Genomic DNA, 23,792 nt, shown 5'->3' with positions numbered 1-23,792 from the left:
ACACATTCGAGGAGCAGCCATGAGCGCAACCCTCACCGAGCCTGACGCATCGCCGCGCACGCCGAGCACCAAGCCACCCCGTCCCCCCAAGGGTTCCCCCGCAGGTCCCCGCAAGAAGAAGCCGCTGCCCTGGGCCCCCTGGCTGCTGCTCGCCCCGAGTATCGCGCTGCTCGTCGTCATGGTCGTCTACCCGACGATCGTGATGTTCGTGAACTCCTTCACGAACCTCGAGATCAAGAACAAGATGCTCGGCACGTCGCCCGACTTCGTGGGATTCGACAACTACATCGAGATCTTCACGAAGTCCGACTTCCCGGCGGTGCTCGCCCGCAGCCTCGGGCTCATGGTCGTGCTGACCGTGCTCATCGTCACCATCGGCATGCTCATCGCACTGCTCATGACGAAGCTCGGGAAGGCCTGGCGCCTCGCCGTCTCGGTCGGCCTGCTGCTGGCATGGGCGATGCCGCCGCTCTCGGCGACCGTCGTCTGGGGCTGGATCTTCGACACCGACTACGGCCTCGTCAACTGGGCCCTCAACACGATCACCGACAGCCAGGACTTCCGGGGCCACTCGTGGCTCATCAACCCGTGGTCGTTCATGATGGTGCTCGTCATCATCGTCGTGTGGCAGAGCCTGCCGTTCGCGGCGATCACGTTCTACGCCGGTCTCGGCCAGGTGCCCGACGAAGTGCTCGAGGCGTCCGCGCTCGACGGCGCGGGCCCGTGGCAGCGCTTCCGGCTCATCGTGATGCCGTACATGCGCAACGTGCTCACGGCCGTGATCGTGCTCGAGACGATCTGGAACCTCCGCATCTTCACGCAGGTCTATGCGCTGCAACAGCAGGGCGGTCTCGCGAGCGAGACCAACATCCTGCCCACCTACCTGTTCCGTCAAGGGCTCGGCGAGTTCGGCGTCACCGCCGCGATCGGCGTGTTCATGGTGGTCCTGCTCATGGGCATCTCCTACTTCAACGTCCGCAATTCCCTGAAGGAGGAGGAGCTGTGAGCACGCAGATCACCCCCGCCGTCCAAGTCGCCGAGCAGCCCACCCGCACCGACCTCGGCACGATCGACAAGCGAGCGCTGCGCGGGCGCCGTGGCAGCGGCAAGCAGCGTGTCGGACGCCTCGGATTCAACACCCTCGGCGCGGTCGTCGTGCTCTTCTCGATCTTCCCGGTCTACTGGATGGTGAACATGTCGTTCACCCCGCCGAACCAGATCATCAGCCGCAACCCGAGCTTCCTGCCCTTCGACTTCACGTGGAAGAACTACGTCACCGCGTGGACCCGTGAGGCGGCGCCCGGTCAGACCGACTTCCCGCACGCGCTCATGTCGAGCCTCGGGGTCGCCCTCGCGGTCGTCGTGGTCTGCGCGATCTTCGCCTTCCTCGCATCGATCGCGATCGCGCGCTTCGCCTTCCGCGGCCGCATCGTCTTCATCGTCAGCGTGCTCGTCGTGCAGATGGTGCCGGGCGAGGCCATGATGTTCACGATCTACAACATGATCGACGACTGGCGTCTCATGAACACGCTCGTCGGCCTGTTCATCGTGCACCTCGCCGGCGTCGTGCCGTTCACGATCTGGATGCTCCGCGGCTTCGTCAACGGCGTTCCCGTCGAGCTCGAGGAAGCCGCGATGATCGACGGCTGCACGAAGGCGCAGGCGTTCTGGCGGGTCACCTTCCCGCTGCTCGCGCCCGGTCTCGTCTCCACGGGCATCTTCGCCTTCATCCAGAGCTGGAACGAGTTCCTGATGGCGCTCCTCCTGCTCAAGGGCTACAACCTCACCCTGCCGCCGTGGCTGAACTCCTTCCAGTCGGCGACCGAGGCGACCAACTGGGGTGCGGTCATGGCCGGATCCACCCTCCTCACGCTGCCCGTCGTGATCTTCTTCCTGTTCGTGCAGCGTCGGATGGTCGGCGGACTCGTGAGCGGAGCGGTCAAGGGATGACCGGCACCGATTCGACCGGCGCGGGCACCGACCTCCGCCGGGACATCCTCACGACGTTGCTTCCGGGCTTCGACGGGCCGCAGGCGCCGGAGTGGGTGCTCGGGCTCCTCCGCGACGGGCTCGGCGGTGTCTGCCTCTTCGGGTCGAACGTCGAGACCCCCGAGCAGCTCCGCGCCCTGAACGCCGCACTCCGCGAGGCGAACCCGCTCGCCGTGATCGCGATCGACGAGGAGGGCGGCGACGTCACCCGGCTGTTCTACGACCGCGGCGCGCCGTTCCCCGGCAATGCCGTGCTCGGCCGCATCGACGACCTGGAGCTGACGGCTCGAGTCGCACGGGCCGTCGGCGAGGCGCTCGCCGCGACCGGATGCACCGTGACCTTCGCTCCCGACGTCGACGTGAACGCGAACCCCGACAATCCGGTCATCGGCGTGCGCAGCTTCGGCGCCGACCCCGAGCTCGTCGCCCGGCACTCGGCCGTGTGGACCACGGCGCTGCAGGAGACGGGCGTCGCCGCCAGCGCCAAGCACTTCCCGGGGCACGGCGACACCGCGACCGACTCGCATCTCGCGCTGCCCGTCGTCGACGTGCCGCTCGCGACCCTGCGCGAACGCGAGCTCGTGCCGTTCCGGGCCGCGATCGCGGCCGGCAGCCGCACGATCATGACCTCCCACATCCTGATTCCCGAGCTCGATCCCGAGAACCCGGCCACCCTCTCCCCGCAGATCCTCAACAGCCTGCTCCGCGGGGAGCTGGGGTTCGACGGCGTCATCGTCACCGACGCCCTCGACATGAAGGGGGCGAGCGGCGTGCACGGCATACCCGAAGCTGCTGTGCGCGCCCTCGCCGCCGGTTGCGACCTGCTCTGCATCGGTTCCGACAATTCGGCCGACGAGATGGCCGAGATCGTCGCGGCCGTCGAGACCGCGATCGCGACCGGCCGGCTCCCCGAGGAGCGCGTGCGCGAATCGGCGGCGCGGGTGCGCGCGCTCGCGGCCGGCTCGGTGCCGGTTCCTGCCGGGACGGCGCTGCCCGCGTCGATCGAGCCGCAACACGACGCCGAGGAGATCGGCCGGGTCATCGGCGCGTTCGAGGTGACGGATGTCGCGCGCGAGCGCCTCGCCCGGTCGCCTCGGGTCGGAACCGTCGTGCGCGTCGACACCGTCGCGAACATCGCCGTCGGTGTCGCTCCCTGGGGACCCTTCGCCGCAGAAGACGTCGCCGCGAGCCCGTCGTGGCTCGGCGACGCCGTGACGGTCCCGGTGTCGGCGGAGCACGGGCTCGTCGATCCGGCCGGGCTCGAGGGCACCGTGCTCGTCGTGGGCAAGGACCTGCACCGGCACGCGTTCGCCCGAGCGGCGATCGAGGCGCTGCGCGCCGTGCGCGACGATGTCGTGACGATCGACATGGGCTGGCCGTCGAACGATCGGGCCTACGCCGACGTGTCGACCTTCGGCGCATCGCGTCTCCTCGGCGAGGCGGTCATCGAGTTCGTCGACGACGCGCTCAGGGCTGCGGTGGCGACGCCGTGAGGCTCGGCATCGACATCGGAGGCACGAAGACGGCCGCGGTGGCGATCGATGCCGACGGAGAACTCAGCGACCAGGTGCGCATGCCCACGGGCTTCGGCGCCGAGGCGGTCGTCGCGACCGCCCTCCGCACCGTCGAGCGGATGAGCGAGGTCGCCGGGGTCCGCGCCGCGTCGTTCACCTCGATCGGCATCGGCATCCCCGGAGCCGTCGACAGCGCGACGGGTCGCGTAGAGCACGCGGTGAACCTCGGACTCGAGGGACTCGACCTCGGTCGCCGTCTCTCCGATCGCCTCGGCGTCGAGGTGCGCGTCGAGAACGACGTCAAGGCCGCGGCGTTGGGCGCCCACCACCTGCTGGGCTCGACCGGCGGCGGCGGCGGCGCTGCTGTGACGGGCGAACGCCGGACGACGTCGATGGCGTACCTGAACCTCGGCACCGGACTCGCCGCCGGCGTCGTGCTCGACGGGCGACTGCTCCGGGGCGGCCACGGCGTCGCCGGCGAGATCGGCCACATCCCGATCGACCCCGCCGGCGTCCTGTGCGGGTGCGGCCAGCGCGGATGCCTCGAGACCGTGGCGTCGGGCCTCGCGATCGCACGCACCTGGCCAACGGCATCCGAGCATCCGGCCCGCGAGCTCTTCGACGCGGCAGACGCCGGCGACGCGCGGGCCGTCGCGGTCCGCGAGGAGTTCTTCGCCGGGGTCGCGACGGCGGTCCGGCTGCTGGTCCTGACCGTCGACGTCGACGCCGTGGTGATCGGCGGCGGGCTCGCCGCGCTCGGCGAACCGCTCCTCGTCGGTATACGCCGTATCCTGAATCGGTGGGCGGCCGACTCGGCCTTCCTCGCATCGATCGACCTCGCCACTCGTGTGCAGGTCGTCCCACCCGGATTCCCAGCGGCCGCCGTCGGCGCCGCCCTCGTAGGAGAACACCCATGGCTGAAGTCGTCGTCGTAGAGAACGAAGACGCCGCAGGCGCACTCGTGGCCGACACGATCGTCTCGCTCATCCGCTCGAAGCCCGATGTCGTCCTCGGTCTCGCGACCGGCTCGACGCCGCTCGCGAGCTATCGGGCACTGGCGCGTCGCATCGCCGGCGACGCGATCGACGTGCGGGGCGTGCGCGGATTCGCGCTCGACGAGTACGTCGGACTGCCTGCCGGGCACCCCGAGAGCTACCGCGCGGTCATCGCGCGCGAGGTCGTCGAGCCGCTCGGCCTGACCCCCGAGCTCGTGCGCGTGCCGAACGGCGATCCCGCCTCGATCGAGCACGCAGGGGCCGACTACGAGGCGGCCATCACAGCGGCAGGCGGTGTCGACCTGCAGATCCTCGGTATCGGACGCACGGGGCACATCGGATTCAACGAGCCGGGCTCCTCGCTGGCCTCGCACACTCGCGTCAAGACCCTCACCGAAGCGACGCGTCAGGACAACGCCCGCTTCTTCGATTCGCCCGAGGACGTGCCGATGCACTGCATCACGCAGGGCATCGGAACGATCCTCCGCGCTCGTCATCTCGTGCTGCTCGCGTTCGGTTCCGCGAAGGCCCACGCCGTGGCAGCCGCCGTCGAGGGCCCCGTGTCGGCCAGCCAGCCGGGCTCGGCGATCCAGCTGCACCCGCACACGACGGTCATCGTCGACGAGGCCGCTGCGGCCGAGCTCGAGAACCTCGACTACTACCGGCACGCGTGGGCGAACAAGCCCGCGTGGCAGGGCATCTGAGCCGGTCGACACCCAAGGGGTGAGCGGATGCCGCGGCATCCGCTCACCCCTTCGTCGTCGGTGGGGGAGTGAGGACTCGTCGTCGTGGTTCAGTGGGGGAGGAGCTGTCTGACGCTCGCGAAGTAGGACTCGTCGTCGAAGTCGGGGAAGATCTGCCGCTGGATCATGAAGCCCTGTCCGAGCGCCAGCATGATCGGCACGAGCCGGGCGATCGTGGCGTCGATGTCGTCGCCGGCGTGCTCGGGGTGCGCCTCGAACCACGGGCGGACGGATGCGCCGAACGCCTCCGGCACGAAGGCGAGCGGCGCCCCGATGCTCTCGAGGATCACGGGGTCGGCGGCGGCGTCGGCCCAGAGCTGCACGAGCAGCCGGGTGTCGAAGGAGTCGCGCATGCCACGGAGGATCGTGGTGACGACCTCGCCGGGGGTGAGGAGACGGCCGTCTGCCTGCTGCGCCTCGACCTCGAGGCGTCGGCTCTGCAGGGTGCGAGCCGCGACGGCGGCGAACAGCTCCTTCTTGCCGGCGAAGTGGCCGTAGATGGCGCCCGCCGACAGGCCTGTCTCCGCGATGACGTCGGCCATCGAGGTGCCCTGGAACCCCTTCGCCGAGAAGGCGCGGAGAGCGGCGTCGATGATCTCGTCGCGACGGGCCTCGCGGTACGCGGCGGTGACCTTCGGCATGCTCGGCTTCTCCGTCGATGAGCGGGTGATCGTTCTTGACAAGCCTAGACGGCACGCGCAAGATTATAAAGAACGAACATTCGTTTTTCTTCGGAGGAGAGCATGACCAGCCACCCGGATGCCGCCAGCCGGCACACCCCCATCGGTCGCGTCATCGGCATCGCGCTCGCGCTCGCCGCGGTGGTCGCGGTCATCGTGCTCGCGTTCTCGTGGCCGTCGGTGACGGCCGATGCGAAGAACCTGCCGATCGCGATCACGGGACCCGCCGAGGCGATCTCGGCGGTCGAGGCCACGGTCGACGAGCAGTCGCCCGGCGCCATCGAGTTCGACGCGGTCGACGATCGGGATGCCGCCGTCGCCGCGATGGAATCCCGTGAGGTGTACGGCGCCATCGTGCTCGGGGCGGAGCCCGAGGTGCTCACCTCCTCGGCGTCGAGCCTCGTGGTCGCTCAGCTGCTCAGCGGCATCGCGAGCGGGCTCGAAGAGGGGGTCAATGCCCAGGCCGCAGCTGCCGCGGCCGCCGCCGGCGCCCCCACGGCTCCGCCGCACATCGAGGTCGTCGTCACCGACGTCGTGCCACTCTCCGACACCGACCCGCGGGGCACCGGGCTCACCGCGGCGCTCTTCCCGCTCGTGCTCGGCGGCATGCTCGGCGGCATCGCGATCTCGTTCGCCGTCATCGGCGCGATGCGTCGGGTGTTCGCGGTGGTGCTCTACTCGACCGCGGGCGGGCTCGTGCTCGCCGGCATCCTGCAGGGCTGGTTCGGGGCGCTGCAGGGCGACTACGTGCTGAACGCCGCCGCCATCGCGCTCGCGCTCGCGGCGATCGCCGCACCGATCACCGGGTTCGTGGCGCTCATCGGGCGGGCCGGCATCGCCGTCGGCCCGGTGGTCATGCTGCTGTTCGCCAACCCGATCTCGGGCGCCGCGGTGCCGAAGGAGTTCTACCCGGCACCCTGGGGCGACATCGGCCAGTGGTTCCCGCCGGGGGCGGCGGCGACCCTCGTGCGGGAGCTCTCGTACTTCCCGTCGGCCGACATGACCTTCCCGTGGCTCGTGCTCGGGGCGTGGGCCGTCGGCGGACTGCTGCTCTCGGTCGTCGGACACCTCCGCACCGCGGGCGGCGCGGAGTCCGACGCCGAGGCGGCCGCCGCGGTCTGAGTCGCGGGCGGCGAGGGCGGCCCCGCTCGTGCCGGGTCGCCGTGGGTCAGCCCGCGAGCTCCTTGCGGCCGTTGATGATGCCGCTCACGGCCGCGACGACCGCGAAGACGACGGCGACGATGGGCTGGCCGAGGGTCCACCACCCGATCGCGGCGGCCGAGAAGACGGCGATCTCCACGATCGCCTTGCCGAACGCATCGACGCGGAAGACCGCCTTCGGCGACACGAAGAGCGCCCACGCGAGGATCGCGAGGAGTGGCGCGCCGATGCCGATGGCGACGCCCGGCCACGGCAGCGGGAAGGCCAGGAAGCCCCAGACGCCGAGCGACACGAACGCGAAGAGTTCGAGGAAGAACCGCAGGATGTCGTTCGGTCCGATCTTCGGCTGCTGCTCGTGCTGTTGTGCGTCGCTCACAACCCTCGAGTCTACCCGCGACCTCAGCGGAAGATGATCGTGCGGACGCCGTCGAGGAGCACCCGGCGCTCGGCGAACCACTTGACCGCCTGGCTGAGGGTGCGGCTCTCCTCATCCTGACCGATCGCGACGAGTTCGCCCGGGCTGCGCGAATGGTCGACGCGCACGACGTTCTGCTCGATGATCGGCCCCTCGTCGAGGTCGCTCGTCACGAAGTGCGCGGTCGCGCCGATGAGCTTCACGCCGCGCGAGTGCGCCTGCCGGTACGGGTTCGCGCCCTTGAAACCGGGCAGGAACGAGTGGTGGATGTTGATGCACCGGCCCTCGAGGGCTGCGCAGAGCTCAGGGGAGAGGATCTGCATGTACCGGGCGAGCACGACGAGCTCGATGTCGTGCTCGTCGACGGCGTCGAGCACTCGACCTTCGAAGGCGGCCTTCGACGCGGTATCGGTCACCGCGAGGGATTCGAACGGCACACCGTAGAAGTCGACGAGGTCGCGCAGCGTGCCGTGGTTCGAGAGCACGAGCGGGATCTCGACGGGCAGTTGCCCGGCGCGCTGTCGGAAGAGCAGGTCGTTCACGCAGTGGCCGGCGGTCGAGGCGAGCACGAGGGTGCGCAGCGGCCGGCCGACCTCGTCGAGGTGCCACTGCATGTTCCACCGCTCGGTCACCGGTGCGAGCGCCGCCTCGAACTCGTCCCGGCCCGCCGAAGACTTGACCTGCAGGCGCATGAAGAAGTTGCCGGTGTCGATACTCGCGAACTGCTGGCTCTCGGTGATGTTGCCGCGTGCCGCCACGATCGCTCCGCTGATGGCGTGCACGATGCCGGGGCCGTCGGTGCAGCTGAGCGTGACGACCCAGTGGTGGAGGTGTTCGGGGGCGGCGCCTGGGACGTGCTCGGTCATCCCGCCAGACTAGCGGGGTCGGGCGCAGGGGCGGTCGCGGATGAGGCCTCGGCAGTCCACCAGCGGATGTCCGCCGGAGCGGACGGGCCGAACCGGCCGCCGCTCGTGTACCGCACCGTGTATTCGACACTGCGGTCGACCTCGTACACCCCGGGGAGTGTCAGGCCACCGGTCGCATCGAGCACCTCGCGTCGGCGCTCCTCGCCGTCGCCGAGCACCTGGACGGTGGCGTCGGCCTTACCGGCGAACGAGACGCGCCAGCCCCACCAGCCGCCGTTCCAGACGGGCCGCAGCTGCATGGACGGGCTCGACAGGACGACCTCGATCGGCGCGCTCGGTTCGGATCGGTTGCCGGCCACGTCGGTCTGGGTGACGGAGAGCAGGTGGGTGCCGGCCGGAAGGCCCGAGTACACGAGGGTCCAATTGCCGGACTCGTCTGCCAGGGCGTCGGGCGCCGTCGCTTCGGATGCCGCGGCCGCCGCCGCGGGCGACTGCACCGAGACGAAGATGCTCGCGCCGGGCTCGGCCGTTCCCGACAGGATGGGGTCGACGAGACCGCCGGACGTGTCGGCCGGCATCGCCACGGGGGGCAGCGCCTCAGCGTCGACGGGTTCGGGTTCGGGTTCCGGTTCGGGGTCGGGCTTCGGAGCCGGAGGCGTCGGGGCCGGAGCGGGGCTCGGCGCGACGACTGGAACCTCGGGCTCGGCCGACTCCTCGACGGAATCGGGGGCCGGCTCGACCACGGGGATCGGGGGCGCTGGATCGGGCTGAGTCGTCGTCGGGGACTCATCGGTCGTGTTCGCAACCTCGGGATCCGAGGGCGCCGCAGCGACGACGGCCTGCGGCGCAGGCTCTGCCGGATTCACGATGCCCGGCACGATGATCACGGCGGCGACGGCCGCGGCGGCGACGAGCGCTCCGGCCCCGACTCCGATCACGAGGCCGGAGCCGCCGAGGGCGCCGAGCCCCGTTGCGGAGGCAGCGCCCCCGGCAGCGCCTGCGGTGCCGGCACCGCCTGCGCTCGCGCCAGCGGTGGAGCTCGCTCCAGCGGCCGAACCGGCGGCGCTCGATGCACCGGCGGTGTGGCCGATGATGACGGCGGGCATCGCGGCGGCGCCCATCGCGACCTCGGCGACCGGCGCACCCTGCGAGAGCCAGGCCGAGTACGCCGTCGCGCCGCCGATTCCGGCGGTGAGCGGCAGCAGCACGAGCGCGAGCCGGGAGCCGACCTCGCGCGCCTCGGCGGCGACGATCGTGCAGCGGGCGCAGTCGTCGAGGTGTGCTTCGAGGCGCGTGGTCTCACGGGCGCGGAGCTTGCCCCGGGTGTACGTGCCGAGTCGGTCGATGCTCCACTGGCACTCGGGCGCATTGGCGGGGTTGCGCAGGTGCACGCGGATCCACGACTGGCGAAGGCCCTCGCGTGCACGGTAGGCGAGCGCCGCCGTGCTGTTGGCGCTCATGCCGAGGAGCGGTGCGATCTGCTGCGGGGTCATGTTCTCGACCTCGGAGTACCAGAGCACCTCCTGCCACCGGGTCGGCAGGGCGCGGAAGGCCTGCGCGGTGGCGCTGCGATCGAGCGCATCGAGGGTGGCGGACTCGCTCGTCGCGGGGTCCTCGAACGACTCGAGCGTCTCGAGCGTCGTCTCGTGGCGTGCACGGCCCCACCCGGCAGCGGTGTTGCGGATCGTCGTGAAGAGGTACGGGCGGAAGGCGCCGGTTGGCCCGCCGCCGGCCAGGATCGCGCTGTAGATCTTCGTGAACGACTCGGCCACGAGGTCGTCGGGGTCGAGCGAGCTGTACGACCGCGCGACGGTGCGCGCCGAGGCGGCGTGTCGCTCCCACAGCTCGGCGTACGCGGAGCCGTCGCCCTTGCGCGTGCGCTCGATGAGCGCGGCGTCGGCCGATCGGTCGGTGCGCAGCGGCGGCACGACGGCTCCTTCGGGTAACAGGTGGACGAGCAGGTCTTGAACGGGCCCACCGAAGAGACGCGTCGAGGGGGCGATCATGACGCGGGAGATTCGGGTGCCCCTATTCCAGCAGAAATCCCTGAGAAACGGGTGCGGAAAAGAATCTCCGGAGGTCGCGTCATAAATGCGCCGTACCGACGTCTCTCAGGTGGAAGGCACCCAACCGCCTTCCGAACAACCGCCGTCTCAGGCGACCCGAACCCCCGAGACGGATGCCGGCCCGGCCGGCGAATGAGCGGAGTGCATCGGGGGAAACGATGCGCTCCACTCGAACGGGCGAGGGTCTCGGAGGCGAAGGGGAACACGCCTCCGGGCCCCGTCTCGAACCCGCAGCCCATCATGCGCGCGCCGGTGCAGATGCGGCCAGGCGCGTGCCGGTGCGGATCAGGCCAGGCGCGCGCCGGCACCCCAGACGGCCTGCACGCCGAGATCCGCGTCGAGGAGCACCGCGTCCGCCGCGAACCCGGCGTCGAGTCGACCGAGATCGCCGGCTCGGCCGATCGCGGCGGCCGGCGTCACGGTGAGCGCACCGACCGCCTCGTCGAGCGGGATGCCGCAGTCGAGGACCGCGCGGCGGAGCGCGTCGTCCTGCGTGAGCGTCGAACCGGCGATGGAGCCCCCCTCGCGGAGGCGTGCGACGCCGTCGGTGACGACGACCTCGAGCGACCCCAGCACGTAGACGCCGTCGGCGGATCCCGTCGCCGCCATCGCGTCGGTGATGAGCGCGACGCGGCCCGGTGCGCCGGCGAAGGCGAGCTTGACGACATCGCTGTGCACGTGCACGCCGTCGTTGATGATCTCGAGGGTGACGTGATCGGCGCGCATCGCCGCCACCACGGGGCCGGGAGCACGGTGGTGGATGCCGCGCATGCCGTTGAACGCATGGGTGAGGATCGAGGCACCGGCGTCGAAGGCCGCGAGCGCGGTCTCGAAATCGGCTCCCGTGTGACCGACGGCCACCCGCACGTCGGCGGCGACGAACCGCGCGATCGCCTCGAGCGCGCCGTCGTGCTCCGGGGCGATCGTGATCTGCCGCAGCGTACCGGCCGCGGCATCGAGCAGCAGTTCGACGGATGCCTCGTCGGCACCGCGCAGCAGGCCGGGGTCGTGGGCTCCGCGGAACTCGGTGTCGAGGAAGGGGCCTTCGAGATGAGCGCCGAGCACGCGCGGGTCCCGTTCGGCGAACCGGGCGATCGTCGAGAGATCGTGGGCCAGTCGGTCGATCGACGAGGTCACGAGCGAGAGCACGGAACGCGTCGTGCCGTGGGCGTTGTGCACCGCGAGCACCTGCTCGATCGCCGCGTCGCCCTCGTCGGCGGCCGCGCCGCCGGCGCCGTGGCAGTGGACGTCGATGAATCCGGGGGTCAGGAAGCCCCCCGCGGCATCCGTCACCGTCGCCGACTCGACCGCGAGCCCGTCGCGCCAGCCGTCGCCGATGCCGCGCGCGGTCACCTGGTCGCCGTCGAACCGCACCCACGCGTCGGTGACGGTGTCGGCGCCGCTCACGAGGCGCGCGGAGTGGATGACGACGGGTGGAGTGCTCACCTAAGCAACGATAACGTCGTAGCCCGCGTCGGACAGCCGCTCGAGCTGCTCCTGTGTGGCTCCGGCGTCGGTGATGACGGTCGAGAACAGGCGCCGCGGCCCGATCGCCGCGAACGCCCGCTTGTCGATCTTCGACGAGTCGGCCACCAGCACCGCCTGCGTGGCGCGCGCGGCCATGAGCGCGTTGACCGCGGCCTCGCGTTCGTCGTGCGAGGTCGGTCCGACGACGGGGTCGATGCCGTTGACGCCGATGAACGCGAGGTCGAGCGTGATGCTGCCGAGCACGGCGTCGGTGTAGGCGCCGACGAGCTCGTAGGAGCGCGCGTGCACGACTCCCCCCGTCACGACGGTCTTGATCTGCGGGCGCATCGCGAGCTGCATGGCGATGTTGATCGCGTTCGTGACGACGGTCAGGCTCGGGTCGGGCGCCGGCTCCATGATGTCGGCGCGCGACATGAGGGCGTCGGCGATCGCGGTCGACGTCGTGCCGCCGCAGAGGCCGATGACGGCGCCGCGCGGCACGAGCGCGCTCGCCGCATGGGCGATCGCCGCCTTCGCGTTCGGGTTCTGCTGGTTCTTGTACCGGATCGGCAGGTCATAGGCGACCGAGTGCGCGACGGCCCCGCCGCGCGTGCGGGTCAGCAGCTGCTGACGGGCGAGGGCGTCGAGGTCGCGCCGCGCCGTCGCCGGCGACACCTCGAGGCGGTCGACGATCTGGTCGACGTCGACCTGACCGCCCTCGGCGAGGAGATCGAGGACGGCGCTCAACCTTTCGGCACGATTCATCCGTTGGGGTCCTTCCCGGCGAACAGGCGGAGGAGGCGGGCCGCCTCTGCTTCGATGGCGTCGCGCCCGGCGGCGAGGTACTTGCGCGAGTCTACGACCGTCGGATGCTCGTCGAGGAACCGACGGATCGCACCGGTGAACTGCGCGTTCAGGTGGGTCGAGACGTTGATCTTGACGAGCCCGGCGCGGATGCCCGCGACGATCGTCTCATCGGGCACGCCCGACGACCCGTGCAGCACGAGGGGAACGGGCACCGCCGCGCGGAGGCGGGCGATGAGCTCGAGATCGAGCGGCGCGACGCGTTCGGTCATCGCGTGCGACGATCCGACCGCGACGGCGAGGGCTTCGACACCGGTCTCGGCCACGAACTGCGCGGCCTCGGCCGGGTCGGTGCGAACGCCGGGGGCGTGTGCGCCGTCCTTCCCGCCGATCTCGCCGAGCTCGGCCTCGACGAGCACGCCGGTCGTCGAGGCATGCGCGACGACCCTGCGTGTCGTCTCGACGTTGTCGGCGAAGTCGAGCTTGGCGCCGTCGTACATGACCGAACCGAAGCCGTGGTCGATCGCGAGCAGCGCGAGCGCCGGGTCCTCGGCGTGGTCGAGGTGCAGCGCGACGGCGGCGCTCGAGGCTTCGGCGACGGCGAGGGTGGCGCGGGCGATCGGTTCGAAGCCGCCGTGATAGCGGATCGCGTTCTCGGAGATCTGCAGGATGACGGGCAATCCGGTCGACTCCGCCGCGCGCACGAGGGCCTCGGCGGTCTCGAGGTGCAGCACGTTGAACGCGCCGACGGCGCGTCCGGCTGCGACGGCGTCGGTGAGGATGGCGCGAGTGGGAGTGAGGGTCATGCTGTCGCTTCCGGGTCGGAGGGTCCGGCGCTGCCGGTGCTGGTCGTGGTCACGACGACCTCGAGTTCGAGGGCGGTGTGCTCGGGCGAGAGGTCGCCCGCCAGGGGCATGAGCACCGCCGAGGCCGACCAGGCGGTGGCCCGGCGTGCGAGCCGGGCGCGCGCGTCGGCCGAGGCCGCGGTGTCGGCGGCGAGGTCCGGCGTCTCGGCGAGTGCCGCCGCGATCGCCGCCACCGCGGCATCTCCCGCGCCGGTCGCGTTGCCGTGCAGCCTGCGCGGCAAGCGGGCCCGGACCTGGTCAGGGGCATCCGACGACACGATCATGAGGCCCTCGGAGCCGAGCGAGGCGACGACGATGGCCGCGCCGAGGTCGAGCAGGGCGCGGGCTCCGGCGGCGGGGTCCTCGAGGCCGGTCGCCGCGCCGAGCTCCTCGGCATTGGGCTTCAGTGCCGAGGCTCCGGCGCGAGCGGCCGCGAGCAGGCCGGGCCCACTCGTGTCGATGATCACGGGCACGCCGGCATCGACGAGCGAGCCGACGAGCGAGGCCAGCTCGGCGGGACCGAACCCGTCGGGCAGGCTTCCGCAGATCGCGACGGCGTCGGCGCCGCGGCCGAGTTCGAGCGCGCTCGTCGTGAGGGCCTCGACATCGAGTGGTGCGAGCGCGGCGCCGCGTTCGTTCAGCACGCTCGTCTCCCCGGTCGCCTCGTCGACGAGGGCGATGCTGCGCCTCGTCGCCCCGGTCACGGGGATCAGGCGATGCGGGATGCCGCTCGAGGCGAGTTCCGCCGCGAACTCGTCGCCGACCGCGCCTCCGACGGTCGTGAGCGCGAGCACGTCGTGCCCCTCGGCGTGGAGCACGCGAGCGACGTTCAGTCCCTTGCCGCCCGCACGAGCGGCGCCGGCGTCGACCCGGTGCGTCTCACCCGGCTGCAGGCGATCGACGTGCCACGTCAGGTCGAGTGCCGGGTTCGGCGTCACGGCGAGGATCACGCGGCACCGCCCTCGCGTCGCGCAGCGGCGAGGTCGCGGGCCGCGAGCGCCGTGCCGAGGAGGCCCGCGTCATCGCCGAGTTCGGCGTGCACGAGTGCCGGTCGGCGGTGGAAGCTGAGCAGGGCGTCGAGGCGCGCCCCGAGCGGGCCGAAGAGGGCGGGGCCGGCCTGGGCGAGCCCGCCGCCGATCACGACGGCCTCGGGCGCGAGGATCGCGACGAGTCTCGCGATCGCCTCCGCGAGCGCCTCGACGGCGTCGTCCCACACCCGGCGTGCGAGCGGATCGCCCGCGGTGGCGGCATCGAGCACTTCGCGCGCCCCGCCGACCGGTGTGCCCGACGCGGCGGAGTACCGACGGGCGATCGCGCCGGCCGACGCGATGGTCTCGAGGCAACCGATCGCGCCGCAGGGGCAGCGCTCGCCGAGCGGGTCGGCGAGCGAATGACCGATCTCGCCGGCGAATCCGCCGCCCGCGTACGGGCGGTCGCCGAGCACGAGCGCGCTCGCGATGCCCGTGCCGATCGCGAGCACGACGACATCGCCGTAGCCGCGCGCCGCCCCGAGCCGGTGCTCGGCATCGCCCGCGGCCCGCACGTCGTGGCCGAATGCCACGGGCAGGTCGAGGGCGGCTTCGGCGAGTGAGCGGATCGGGGCGTCGCGCCAGCCGAGGTTCGAGGCGAACATGCCGACGCCGGCGCGCTCGTCGACCAGCCCGGGCACGCTGACGCCCGCGGCCACCGGAACGACGCCGGGAGCTGCGGCGAGATGCTCGCGGGCGAGCACCGCGAGCGAGGCCACGATCGTGCCGGCGGGGTCGGCGGAGTCGAGGGGCGTCGGCGTGCGGCGGAGGCCGAGCACCCGCCCCGACGCGTCGACGAGCGCCGACTTCGTGTCGGTGCCGCCGACATCGAAGGCGAGTACCGCGTCGCCCGGGCCGAGCCGGGTCGCGTCGGGAGAAGGGCGCTCGGTCATCACGCGTCGAGGATGACGGAGCGGGTGAGGTTGCGCGGCGCGTCGGGGTCGAGGCCCTTCGCGCGGGCACGGGCCAGGGCGACCCGCTGGGCGCGCACGAGCTCGGCCATCGGGTCGAGCGCGCCCGCCTCGAAGTGGGCGCCGGTGACGGCGACGTCGCCGGCGAGGCCCTCGGGCGCCTCGCCGAACTGCCAGGTGACACGGCCGGGCGCCGCGATCGCGATCGGGCCGTGGCGGTACTCCATCGACGGGTACGACTCGGTCCACGACTGCGAGGCCTCGCGCATCTTCAGCGCCGCCTCATGCGCGAGGCCGACCGACCAGCCGCGGCCGAGGAAGGTGTACTGCTCGGCGCCCGTCAGTTCAGGGGCGAGCTCTTCGGCCACCGCGCGCTCGGCGTCGGCGATCGCACCGCTCAGGTCTTCGCCGAGCGACGCACGGAAGAGCGCGAGCGCGGTCGTCGCGAACCGGGTCTGCACGACCGACTGCTCGTCGGCGAACGGCAGGAGCACGGCGTCGTCGACGAGGCCGACGAGCGGCGAGGATGCATCGCCGATGACGCCGACGGTGCGCACGCGCCCGCGCAGTCCCTCGACGAGTTGGAGCACCTCGGTGGTCGTCCCCGACCGGGTGAGGGCGACGACGGCGTCGTAGCCGCGATCGACGAAGGCCTCGGACGCCGCGAAGGCGTCGGTCTCGCCGTGGCCGCCGGCCTCGCGCAGCCACGCGTACGACTGCGCGATGAACCAGGACGTGCCGCAGCCGACTACGGCGATGCGCGCACCGCTGGCCGGGAGCAGCGCCTGCTCGGCGCGGAGCGACTCCGCCTTCGCCCAGGTCTCGGGCTGCGAGGCGAGCTCGGCCGCCATGTGCGCGGCAGGGGTGTGTTCGGTGGTCGAATGCTCGGTCAAGACGGCTCCAGACGGGTGTTCGGCGGCCGGCGCACGAGATCGGCGCCGACATGACTACTCATGATTGCAGATGACTGCAATCTGTGTCCAACGATCAGTCAAACGATCGAATGGAGCACTTTCGCTGCACTATCGAATTTGTGAGGGATCTGAACAAAATCTCATAACGAATCAGTTGCACGGCTTGACGGCCGATCCGGATTCGACATAGATTTCGTGCGTCGAGTGAACGAACATGATCGTTTGCACGGCGAAACGTTCAGGAAACAGCACTCCGGCAGAGTCGTCGGGTGCGAGTTCTCGAACACACGCACCGTCGCGCGAGGCTCCATCCGGGCGTTGGTGCACCATCCACCACAGTGAGGAAGCATCCATGAAGAAGTCTCTGCGCCTCGGCACGGCCGTCGCGCTCGCCGCCACGGCGTCGCTCACGCTCGCATCCTGCGGCTTCGGCGGCGGTTCGGGTGAGGAAGCCGGTGGCAAGACCACGCTCGACCTGCTCGTGCCGAGCTACTCCGACAACACCCAGGGCCTCTGGGAAGACGTCATCGAGGGCTTCGAAGCCGAGAACACCGACATCGACGTCAAGCTCGAAGTGCAGTCGTGGGACAACCTCGAGACCGTCATCGCCACGAAGATCCAGGGCGGTGAGGCTCCCGACATCTACAACGGCGGCCCCTTCGCCGGCTTCGCCGCCGACGAACTGCTCTACCCGGCCGAAGACGTCGTCTCGCCCGAGACGTTCAGCGACTTCCAGGACTCGTTCATCGCGAACGCCGAGGTCGACGGCACGGCCTACGCCCTGCCGCTCATCGCCTCGGCTCGCGCGCTGTTCGTGAACAACGCGCTGCTCGAGCAGGCCGGTGTCGCTGCGCCGCCCACCAACTGGGACGAGCTGCTCGACGCCGCCACGAAGGTCTCGGCGCTCGGCGGCGGCATCGCCGGCTACGGCATGCCGCTCGGCTCCGAAGAGGCGCAGGCCGAAGCAGCCGTATGGCTGTGGGGCGGCGGCGGCACGTTCGGTGACGCGACCGAGATCACGGTCGACGACCCGGCGAACCTGCCCGGCGCCGACCAGATCAAGAAGATGATCGACGCGGGCGCCACGCAGGCCGACCCGGGCTCGACCGACCGTTCGCCGCTCATGGACATCTTCATCCAGGGCAAGATCGGCATGCAGGTCGGCCTTCCGCCGACCGTCGGCCAGATCGAGGAGAACAACCCCGAGCTCGACTACTCGATCGTCCCGATCCCCACGAAGGACGGCAGCCCCATGACGGTCGGCGTCATGGACCAGCTCATGGCCTTCCAGAACGACGGCGACAAGCAGGAGGCGATCACCAAGTTCCTCGACTACTACTACACGGCCGACGTCTACGTGCCGTGGGTGCAGACCGAGGGCTTCCTGCCCGTCACCAAGTCGGGTGCCACCGAGCTCTCCTCCGAGGAGGCGCTCGCGCCGTTCCTCGAGGTGCTGCCCGACGCGCAGTTCTACCCGAGCACCAACCCCAAGTGGTCGGCGACGGATGCCGCGTTCAAGGCGCTGTTCGGACAGCTTCAGACGAAGCCCGCGCAGGACGTCCTGACCGAGATCCAGACGCAGGCCGACGCGGGCTGATCCCCGCTCGACCAGCAGTCCGCTTTCGCAACACCCCGGAGGGATCGGTGACCACCGAACCATGAGCACCACATCCGATGCGTCACCGATCCAGGCGGGGGCGGCCGATGGCCGCCCCCGCCCCGGGCGCGGAACCGAAACCCAGGGCCGCGCCGGCGGCCCCCGCCCCGGCGGCCGCGACCTGCTCGCCTCGCTGCCCTGGATCGGGCCCGCCCTGATCCTCATCTTCGGCGTCGTGCTGTTCCCGGCCGTCGTCATGTTCTACAACTCGACCCGCGACATCTCCCAGAGCGGCGTCGACAAGGGCTCGGTCGGCCTCGACAACTACATCGAGGTCTTCAACTTCCCCTACTTCTGGCCGATCTTCGGCCGCACGATCGTGTGGGTCGTCGTGGTCGTCGCCGCGACCGTCGTCATCTCGCTCGGCCTCGCGCAGCTGCTCAACAAGGCCTTCCCGGGGCGGCGCATCGTGCGCCTCGCCGTGATCATCCCCTGGGCGGCGTCCGTGGTCATGACCACGATGGTCGTCTACTACGGCCTCGAACCGTACTTCGGCATCATCAACAAGTTCCTCGTCGACGTCGGCCTCGTCGCCACGCCGGAGGGCTACGGCTGGACCCGCAACCCGGCGACGGCCTTCGCATGGTCGATCGTCGTCGCGATCTTCGTATCGCTGCCGTTCACGACGTACACGATCCTCGCCGGACTCCAGACGGTGCCGGGCGAGGTGCTCGAGGCCGCCAAGATGGACGGCGCCGGACCCGTCCGTACGTACTGGGGCGTCGTACTGCCGCAGCTGCGCAGTGCCATCGCGGTCGCGGTGCTCATCAACATCATCAACGTCTTCAATTCGCTGCCGATCCTGAAGGTGATGACCGGGTCGATCCCGGGCTACGACGCCGACACGATCATGACGATGATCTTCAAGTACATCCAGAACCAGCACAAGGTCGATGTCGCGAGCGCCCTCTCGGTCGTCGCGTTCGTCATCGTCATCGTGATCGTCGCCATCTACGTGCGCGTGGTCAAGCCCATGAAGGAGGTCTGATCGTGGCCGTCACCGCACCCGCGTTCGAGACGATCGCCCCGCCCGCGGCATCCGCTCGCAAGCGCCGTTACACCGAAGATCAGGTGCCGCTCCGCAAGGTGATCGTGCGCATGATCGCGGGCTTCGTCGTGCTCGCGATCTTCGTGCTCCCGTACGTCATCATGTTCTTCGGCTCGGTGAAGACGAAGGCGCAGATCCGCTCGGTCGACCCCACGTACCTCCCGACGGAGTGGCACTGGGAGAACTACATCAACATGTGGTCGACCCCCGAGACGCCGCTGCCGCAGAACCTGATCTCGACGATCGTGATCTCGGTCTTCGCGACCCTGCTCGTGCTGCTCGTCGCGATGCCCGCGGCGTACTACACGGCGCGCTTCAAGTTCCCGGGCCGCATGGTGTTCCTCTTCCTCGTGATCGTCACGCAGATGCTGCAGCCGGCGGTGCTGACCTCGGGCCTGTTCCGCCAGTTCCTCGCGTTCGACATGATCGACACCTGGGCGGCGATGATCTTCATCAACGCCGCGTTCAACCTCTCGTTCGCAGTGTGGATCATGCACTCCTTCTTCGCCGGCATCCCGAAGGAGGTCGACGAGGCCGCGCAGATCGACGGCGCAGGCCGGCTCCGGGTGCTCTTCACGATCAGCCTGCCGCTCGTCTGGCCGGGCATCGTCACGGCGATCGTGTTCACCTTCGTCGCGTGCTGGAACGAATTCGCGGCCTCGCTCGTGATCCTCTCGACCGCGGGCAACCAGCCGCTCTCCGTGGCCCTCACGAAGTTCGTCGGCCAGTACGAGACCTCGTGGCAGTACGTGTTCGGCGTCTCGATCGTCGCGATCGTGCCGGTCGTCATCCTCTTCATGATCATCGAGAAGCGCCTCGTCGGCGGGCTCACCGCCGGCAGCGTCAAGTAACCACCAGAACCAGCGGATGTCGCGGGTGCCGCCTGCCCCGCGACATCCGCTTCACTTCCGAGGAGATCATCGATTCCGAGGAGCGATCGGCGAGATCGAGTCCTCTGAACTGCAGATCTCCGCTCGAACCGCTGAATCGGTCACGAGGCGCTGGGGTCGGTCGTCCACAGCCCGAGGATGTTCCCCTCGGAGTCCTCGAAGTACGCGAACCACCCCATGCCGGGCACCGGAGCGCGCGGGGACACGACGGAGCCGCCGATCTCGGTGATGCGCTCGAGGGAAGCGTCGATGTCGTCGACGTCGACCGTGAGGATCGGGGTCGTCAGCCGTTCGGCACGCTGGAACATCCCGCCGTTGATCGCTCCCGGGGTGAGCGGCTGCCGGGTGGCCTCATCGACCGGTGTGGTGACCACGTTCGTGTAGTCCATGCCGGGGACGAGGTCGAGCGTCCAGTCGAACGCTGCACGGTAGAACGCGCGTGCACGCTCCTGGTCGTCGGCCGGAATCTCGAAATGCACGATGCCTGGCATCTCCGCCTCCTTCGTCGGGGCACGGCACGACCGTGCCTCACGGGAGGATAGACCCGGCGCAACGACGCCGACAGTGGACACGGGACGTGCTGCCCCGATCACTCGACCCAGGGCACCCCGCCGACCGCGCGGTACGCGACGCCGAGCGCGTCGAAGTGGGTGCCGAGCGACGCGAGCCGCGCGTGGAACGACGACTCGTCGCGTGCTCCGCCCTCGGGCGCCGGCGACCACGCGATCTCGGCGATCGCCGTGATGCGCGGGAACACCATGAACTCGAGCTCGGGCACGGTGCCGATCGTCTCGGTCCAGACTGGCGCCTCGACGCCGAGGATGTCGCTCTCGGCGAGGCCCGGCACGATGGCGGTCGGCTCCCAGGAGTAGGCCTCCTCGAGGGTCGTCGGACCGTCGGCCCAGAGCTGGCCGACCTTGCCGCCGAGCGGGCCGTCGGGGTCGTCGGGGTACTTCATGTCTAGGTACGTGACATCGGCGGGGGAGAGGACGACGCTGCCGCCCTGCTCCACGAACGAGGTCGTGAGCTCGGCCGCATCGTCGCGGGGGGTCACGAAGTCCCAGTACTGGCCGACCGTGCCGGCCGGCAGCTCGCGGGACGCTCCCATCTCGTGCCAGCCGATGACGGTCTTGCCGGTCGCGGCTCCGGCCGTCGTGATGCGTCGCACGAGATCGAGGTAGTCGGCCTCCGACGTCGCGAGCGACTCGTCGCCGCCGACGTGCAGCCAGGGGCCGGGCGTGATCGCGGCGACCTCGCCGAGGACGTCGGCGAGGAAGCGGTCGGTGGCCTCGGCGCGCTCGGTCGACGCGCAGAGCGACGAGAAGCCGACCTCGATGCCCTCGTAGGGCTTCGGCGCGACCCCGTCGCAGTTCAGCTCGGGATACGCGCTGAGCGCGGCGTTCGTGTGTCCGGGCAGGTCGATCTCGGGCACGACGGTCACGAATCGCTCCGCGGCGTACTCGACGATGCGCCGGTAGTCGTCCTTCGTGTAGAAGCCGCCGTCGTCGCCGCCCGTCGAGGTCGAGGCGCCGATGCCGGTCAGCTCGGGCCACGCGTCGATCTGCAGTCGCCAGCCCTGGTCGTCGGTGAGATGCAGGTGCAGCACGTTGAGCTTCAGCAGTGCGATGCGGTCGATGTGGTCGAGCACGTCCTCCACCGCGAAGAAGTGGCGGGCCACGTCGAGCATCGAGCCGCGGTAGGCGAAGCGCGGGGCATCGGCGACGGATGCCGCGGGCACGATCCACCCGTCGGCGGGCGCCTTCGAGGCATCCGATCGCTCGATCTCGGCAGGGAAGAGTTGGCGGAGCGACTGCGTGCCCCAGAAGAGGCCGGCCGCGGCGGGCGCCTCGATGCGCACACCGTCGCCGCCGCTCTCGAGCGTGTACGACTCGGCACCCGTGCCGGCCCCGGCGTCGATGACGAGCGCGATGTCGGATGCCGCGGCCTCGCCGCCGACCACGGGCAGGTCGAATCCGGTGGCGATGCGCGCCCGCGCCGCGAACGTCTCGGCGACGGCGGCAGCCTCGCCCTCCGCGACGAAGCGCGAGTCCTCGGTGAGCGTGAACGGTGCACCGCCCGCGAGCTCGAATCCGACGGGGGCCGGGATGATGCCGGTCACGGCGTCTCCGTTCTCTTGCGTGGCGGTGCAGCCGCCGAGGGCGAGCGCAGCGCCGACGAGCGTTGCGGCGGTGAGGCTCGCGGTGATGCGGGTGCGGGTGCGGGTGCGGGTGCGGGTGCGGTTGCGACGTTGCATGCGTCCTCGCTCGGTCGGAGCTGGCAAAGGTAAGGAATCCTAACTCACATCGTGGCACGAATCGTCGCCGTGCGGCAGTGCCGTCGTCGGCGCCGGGCCGCATCCATTGCTAAGCTTCGAGGGTCGCGACTGGCGTTGAGATGGATACCATCGGGGAGCGACTGGCACGGACCGACCGCACGCCTGGGCCGGTACGCATACCTCGGCGCTGGCGCGCGCGAGGCAGCACCCTACGTAGGTCCGTTCGTCATGAAGGAGCCAGTCTTGGCCGAGTCCGTTTTCAATGCGCCGCTTTCCGAAGTCGACCCCGAGATCGCCGAAGTTCTCGAGCTCGAACTCGGTCGCCAGCGCGACTACCTCGAGATGATCGCGAGCGAGAACTTCGTTCCCGTCTCCGTGCTGCAGTCGCAGGGCAGCGTTCTCACCAACAAGTACGCCGAGGGCTACCCCGGTCGCCGCTACTACGGCGGCTGCGAGTACGTCGACGTCGCCGAGTCGCTCGCGATCGAGCGGGCGAAGTCGCTCTTCGGCGCCGAGTACGCCAACGTGCAGCCCCACTCGGGCGCCACCGCCAACGCCGCGGTGCTCTCCGCGATCGCCTCCCCGGGCGACACCATCCTCGGACTCGAGCTCGCGCACGGCGGTCACCTCACGCACGGCATGAAGCTGAACTTCTCGGGCAAGCTCTACAACGCCGTCTCGTACGGCGTCGACCCCGAGACCTTCCTCGTCGACATGAACGTCGTGCGCGACAAGGCTCTCGAGCACAAGCCGCAGGTCATCATCGCCGGCTGGAGCGCCTACCCCCGTCACCTCGACTTCGCCGCGTTCCGCGCGATCGCCGACGAGGTCGGTGCGAAGCTCTGGGTCGACATGGCGCACTTCGCCGGCCTCGTCGCCGCGGGCCTGCACCCGAGCCCCGTTCCCTACGCCGACGTCGTCTCGTCGACCGTGCACAAGACGATCGGCGGCCCCCGCTCGGGCTTCATCGTCTCGCGCGACATGGAGCTCGCGAAGAAGCTCAACTCCAACGTCTTCCCGGGCCAGCAGGGCGGCCCGCTCATGCACGTCATCGCGGCCAAGGCGACGGCGTTCAAGATCGCAGCATCCGAGGAGTTCAAGAACCGTCAGGAGCGCACCATCCGCGGCGCGCAGATCCTCGCGGCCCGCCTCACGGCCGACGACTCGCGTGCGGCGGGCGTCGACGTGCTCACGGGCGGCACCGACGTGCACCTCGTGCTCGCCGACCTCCGCAATTCGAAGATCGACGGCCAGCAGGCCGAAGACCTCCTGCACGCGGCGCTCATCACCGTGAACCGCAACTCGGTGCCGTTCGACCCGCGCCCGCCGATGGTCACCTCCGGCCTCCGCATCGGCACGCCCGCGCTCGCGACCCGCGGCTTCGGCGACGCCGAGTTCACCGAGGTCGCCGACATCATCGCGCTCGCGCTCCAGGGCGAAGCGGATGTCGCGTCGCTCCGTTCGCGCGTCGAGGCCCTCACGGCGGCGTTCCCGCTGTACCCGGGCCTCGCGCAGTAGGGAGAG

22 protein-coding genes and 1 riboswitch are annotated in these 23,792 nt (G+C 70.4%); of the genes, 10 read left to right on the top strand and 12 right to left on the bottom strand.

Features of this window, described 5'->3' with window-relative positions; translation table 11 throughout:
* The first annotated feature begins 19 nt into the window (after positions 1-19).
* From ACFCVM_RS05860 to nagB, 5 genes are read left to right on the top strand one after another with little or no spacing between them, the layout of a single operon-like run.
* Positions 20-1,006, top strand: coding sequence for a carbohydrate ABC transporter permease (locus tag ACFCVM_RS05860; RefSeq protein ID WP_375835019.1), 987 nt, complete (start codon positions 20-22; stop codon positions 1,004-1,006).
* The gene (locus tag ACFCVM_RS05855; protein ID WP_375835017.1) at positions 1,003-1,950 is read left to right on the top strand and encodes a carbohydrate ABC transporter permease; all 948 of its coding nucleotides are present in this window, start codon (positions 1,003-1,005) and stop codon (positions 1,948-1,950) included. The genes ACFCVM_RS05860 and ACFCVM_RS05855 overlap by 4 nt, the downstream gene beginning before the upstream one ends.
* Positions 1,947-3,482, top strand: coding sequence for a glycoside hydrolase family 3 protein (locus tag ACFCVM_RS05850; RefSeq protein WP_375835014.1), 1,536 nt, complete (start codon positions 1,947-1,949; stop codon positions 3,480-3,482). Before ACFCVM_RS05855 ends, ACFCVM_RS05850 begins: the two co-directional genes overlap by 4 nt.
* The gene (locus ACFCVM_RS05845) at positions 3,479-4,438 is read left to right on the top strand and encodes an ROK family protein (protein ID WP_375835012.1); all 960 of its coding nucleotides are present in this window, start codon (positions 3,479-3,481) and stop codon (positions 4,436-4,438) included. The genes ACFCVM_RS05850 and ACFCVM_RS05845 overlap by 4 nt, the downstream gene beginning before the upstream one ends.
* Complete coding sequence (gene nagB / locus ACFCVM_RS05840; protein WP_375835009.1) at positions 4,417-5,202, top strand: glucosamine-6-phosphate deaminase; 786 nt, start codon at positions 4,417-4,419, stop codon at positions 5,200-5,202. Before ACFCVM_RS05845 ends, nagB begins: the two co-directional genes overlap by 22 nt.
* Before the next feature lie 89 nt (positions 5,203-5,291).
* On the opposite strand, the gene ACFCVM_RS05835 is transcribed toward nagB, so the two are convergent.
* Entirely contained in the window at positions 5,292-5,882 is a 591-nt protein-coding gene (locus ACFCVM_RS05835) for a TetR/AcrR family transcriptional regulator (protein ID WP_375835007.1), read from the bottom strand.
* Between the two features lie 102 nt (positions 5,883-5,984).
* Here ACFCVM_RS05835 and ACFCVM_RS05830 point away from each other — a divergent pair, with 102 nt between their 5' ends.
* Positions 5,985-7,043: a hypothetical protein gene (locus ACFCVM_RS05830; protein WP_375835005.1), complete on the top strand. Its 1,059-nt coding sequence runs from the start codon at positions 5,985-5,987 to the stop codon at positions 7,041-7,043.
* A gap of 46 nt (positions 7,044-7,089) precedes the next feature.
* On the opposite strand, the gene ACFCVM_RS05825 is transcribed toward ACFCVM_RS05830, so the two are convergent.
* The 9 genes from ACFCVM_RS05825 to ACFCVM_RS05785 form a co-directional block, all read right to left on the bottom strand.
* On the bottom strand, positions 7,090-7,458 hold the full coding sequence (locus ACFCVM_RS05825) for a YrdB family protein (RefSeq protein WP_375835003.1): 369 nt from the start codon (positions 7,456-7,458) through the stop codon (positions 7,090-7,092).
* Between the two features lie 23 nt (positions 7,459-7,481).
* A complete protein-coding gene (gene purU / locus ACFCVM_RS05820; RefSeq protein ID WP_375835000.1) occupies positions 7,482-8,363 on the bottom strand; it encodes a formyltetrahydrofolate deformylase in 882 nt (293 codons plus the stop codon).
* Positions 8,360-10,369 carry a sigma-70 family RNA polymerase sigma factor gene (locus tag ACFCVM_RS05815; RefSeq protein ID WP_375834997.1) on the bottom strand — a complete coding sequence of 670 codons (2,010 nt, stop codon included), beginning with the start codon at positions 10,367-10,369 and terminating at the stop codon, positions 8,360-8,362. Before ACFCVM_RS05815 ends, purU begins: the two co-directional genes overlap by 4 nt.
* A gap of 345 nt (positions 10,370-10,714) precedes the next feature.
* Positions 10,715-11,875, bottom strand: a complete 1,161-nt coding sequence (nagA, locus tag ACFCVM_RS05810) for an N-acetylglucosamine-6-phosphate deacetylase (RefSeq protein ID WP_375834995.1) — start codon at positions 11,873-11,875, stop codon at positions 10,715-10,717.
* Positions 11,876-12,661, bottom strand: a complete 786-nt coding sequence (locus tag ACFCVM_RS05805) for a DeoR/GlpR family DNA-binding transcription regulator (RefSeq protein WP_375834992.1) — start codon at positions 12,659-12,661, stop codon at positions 11,876-11,878. It lies immediately after the preceding gene.
* Positions 12,658-13,506, bottom strand: coding sequence for a ketose-bisphosphate aldolase (locus ACFCVM_RS05800; RefSeq protein ID WP_375834990.1), 849 nt, complete (start codon positions 13,504-13,506; stop codon positions 12,658-12,660). The genes ACFCVM_RS05805 and ACFCVM_RS05800 overlap by 4 nt, the downstream gene beginning before the upstream one ends.
* Complete coding sequence (locus tag ACFCVM_RS05795; protein ID WP_375834988.1) at positions 13,503-14,495, bottom strand: 1-phosphofructokinase family hexose kinase; 993 nt, start codon at positions 14,493-14,495, stop codon at positions 13,503-13,505. The genes ACFCVM_RS05800 and ACFCVM_RS05795 overlap by 4 nt, the downstream gene beginning before the upstream one ends.
* Positions 14,492-15,466, bottom strand: coding sequence for an ROK family protein (locus tag ACFCVM_RS05790; protein ID WP_375836667.1), 975 nt, complete (start codon positions 15,464-15,466; stop codon positions 14,492-14,494). Before ACFCVM_RS05790 ends, ACFCVM_RS05795 begins: the two co-directional genes overlap by 4 nt.
* Complete coding sequence (locus ACFCVM_RS05785; RefSeq protein ID WP_375836666.1) at positions 15,466-16,335, bottom strand: SIS domain-containing protein; 870 nt, start codon at positions 16,333-16,335, stop codon at positions 15,466-15,468. The genes ACFCVM_RS05790 and ACFCVM_RS05785 overlap by 1 nt, the downstream gene beginning before the upstream one ends.
* A gap of 415 nt (positions 16,336-16,750) precedes the next feature.
* On the opposite strand from ACFCVM_RS05785, the gene ACFCVM_RS05780 reads away from it, so the two are divergent.
* The 3 genes from ACFCVM_RS05780 (at position 16,751) to ACFCVM_RS05770 (ending at position 19,954) form a co-directional block, all read left to right on the top strand.
* Positions 16,751-17,995, top strand: coding sequence for an extracellular solute-binding protein (locus ACFCVM_RS05780; protein ID WP_375834986.1), 1,245 nt, complete (start codon positions 16,751-16,753; stop codon positions 17,993-17,995).
* A 61-nt stretch (positions 17,996-18,056) separates the two neighbouring features.
* Positions 18,057-19,043: a carbohydrate ABC transporter permease gene (locus ACFCVM_RS05775; protein ID WP_375834984.1), complete on the top strand. Its 987-nt coding sequence runs from the start codon at positions 18,057-18,059 to the stop codon at positions 19,041-19,043.
* Positions 19,044-19,045: 2 nt separating this feature from the next.
* Positions 19,046-19,954 carry a carbohydrate ABC transporter permease gene (locus tag ACFCVM_RS05770; protein WP_375834981.1) on the top strand — a complete coding sequence of 303 codons (909 nt, stop codon included), beginning with the start codon at positions 19,046-19,048 and terminating at the stop codon, positions 19,952-19,954.
* Positions 19,955-20,094: 140 nt separating this feature from the next.
* On the opposite strand, the gene ACFCVM_RS05765 is transcribed toward ACFCVM_RS05770, so the two are convergent.
* Both ACFCVM_RS05765 and ACFCVM_RS05760 read right to left on the bottom strand, forming a co-directional pair.
* Entirely contained in the window at positions 20,095-20,484 is a 390-nt protein-coding gene (locus tag ACFCVM_RS05765; RefSeq protein ID WP_375834979.1) for a VOC family protein, read from the bottom strand.
* 98 nt (positions 20,485-20,582) lie between these two features.
* On the bottom strand, positions 20,583-22,247 hold the full coding sequence (locus ACFCVM_RS05760; RefSeq protein ID WP_375834977.1) for a family 20 glycosylhydrolase: 1,665 nt from the start codon (positions 22,245-22,247) through the stop codon (positions 20,583-20,585).
* 115 nt (positions 22,248-22,362) lie between these two features.
* Positions 22,363-22,443: riboswitch (ZMP/ZTP riboswitch) on the top strand.
* Between the two features lie 68 nt (positions 22,444-22,511).
* Here ACFCVM_RS05760 and glyA point away from each other — a divergent pair.
* A complete protein-coding gene (glyA, locus tag ACFCVM_RS05755) occupies positions 22,512-23,786 on the top strand; it encodes a serine hydroxymethyltransferase (protein ID WP_375834975.1) in 1,275 nt (424 codons plus the stop codon).
* The last annotated feature ends 6 nt before the right edge of the window (positions 23,787-23,792 follow it).

Origin of the sequence: Agromyces sp. NPDC056389, from assembly GCF_042262385.1 — a bacterium.
In the GTDB taxonomy this organism is placed as follows: Bacteria; Actinomycetota; Actinomycetes; order Actinomycetales; family Microbacteriaceae; genus Agromyces.
This window is presented reverse-complemented; position numbering and strand designations above follow the sequence as displayed.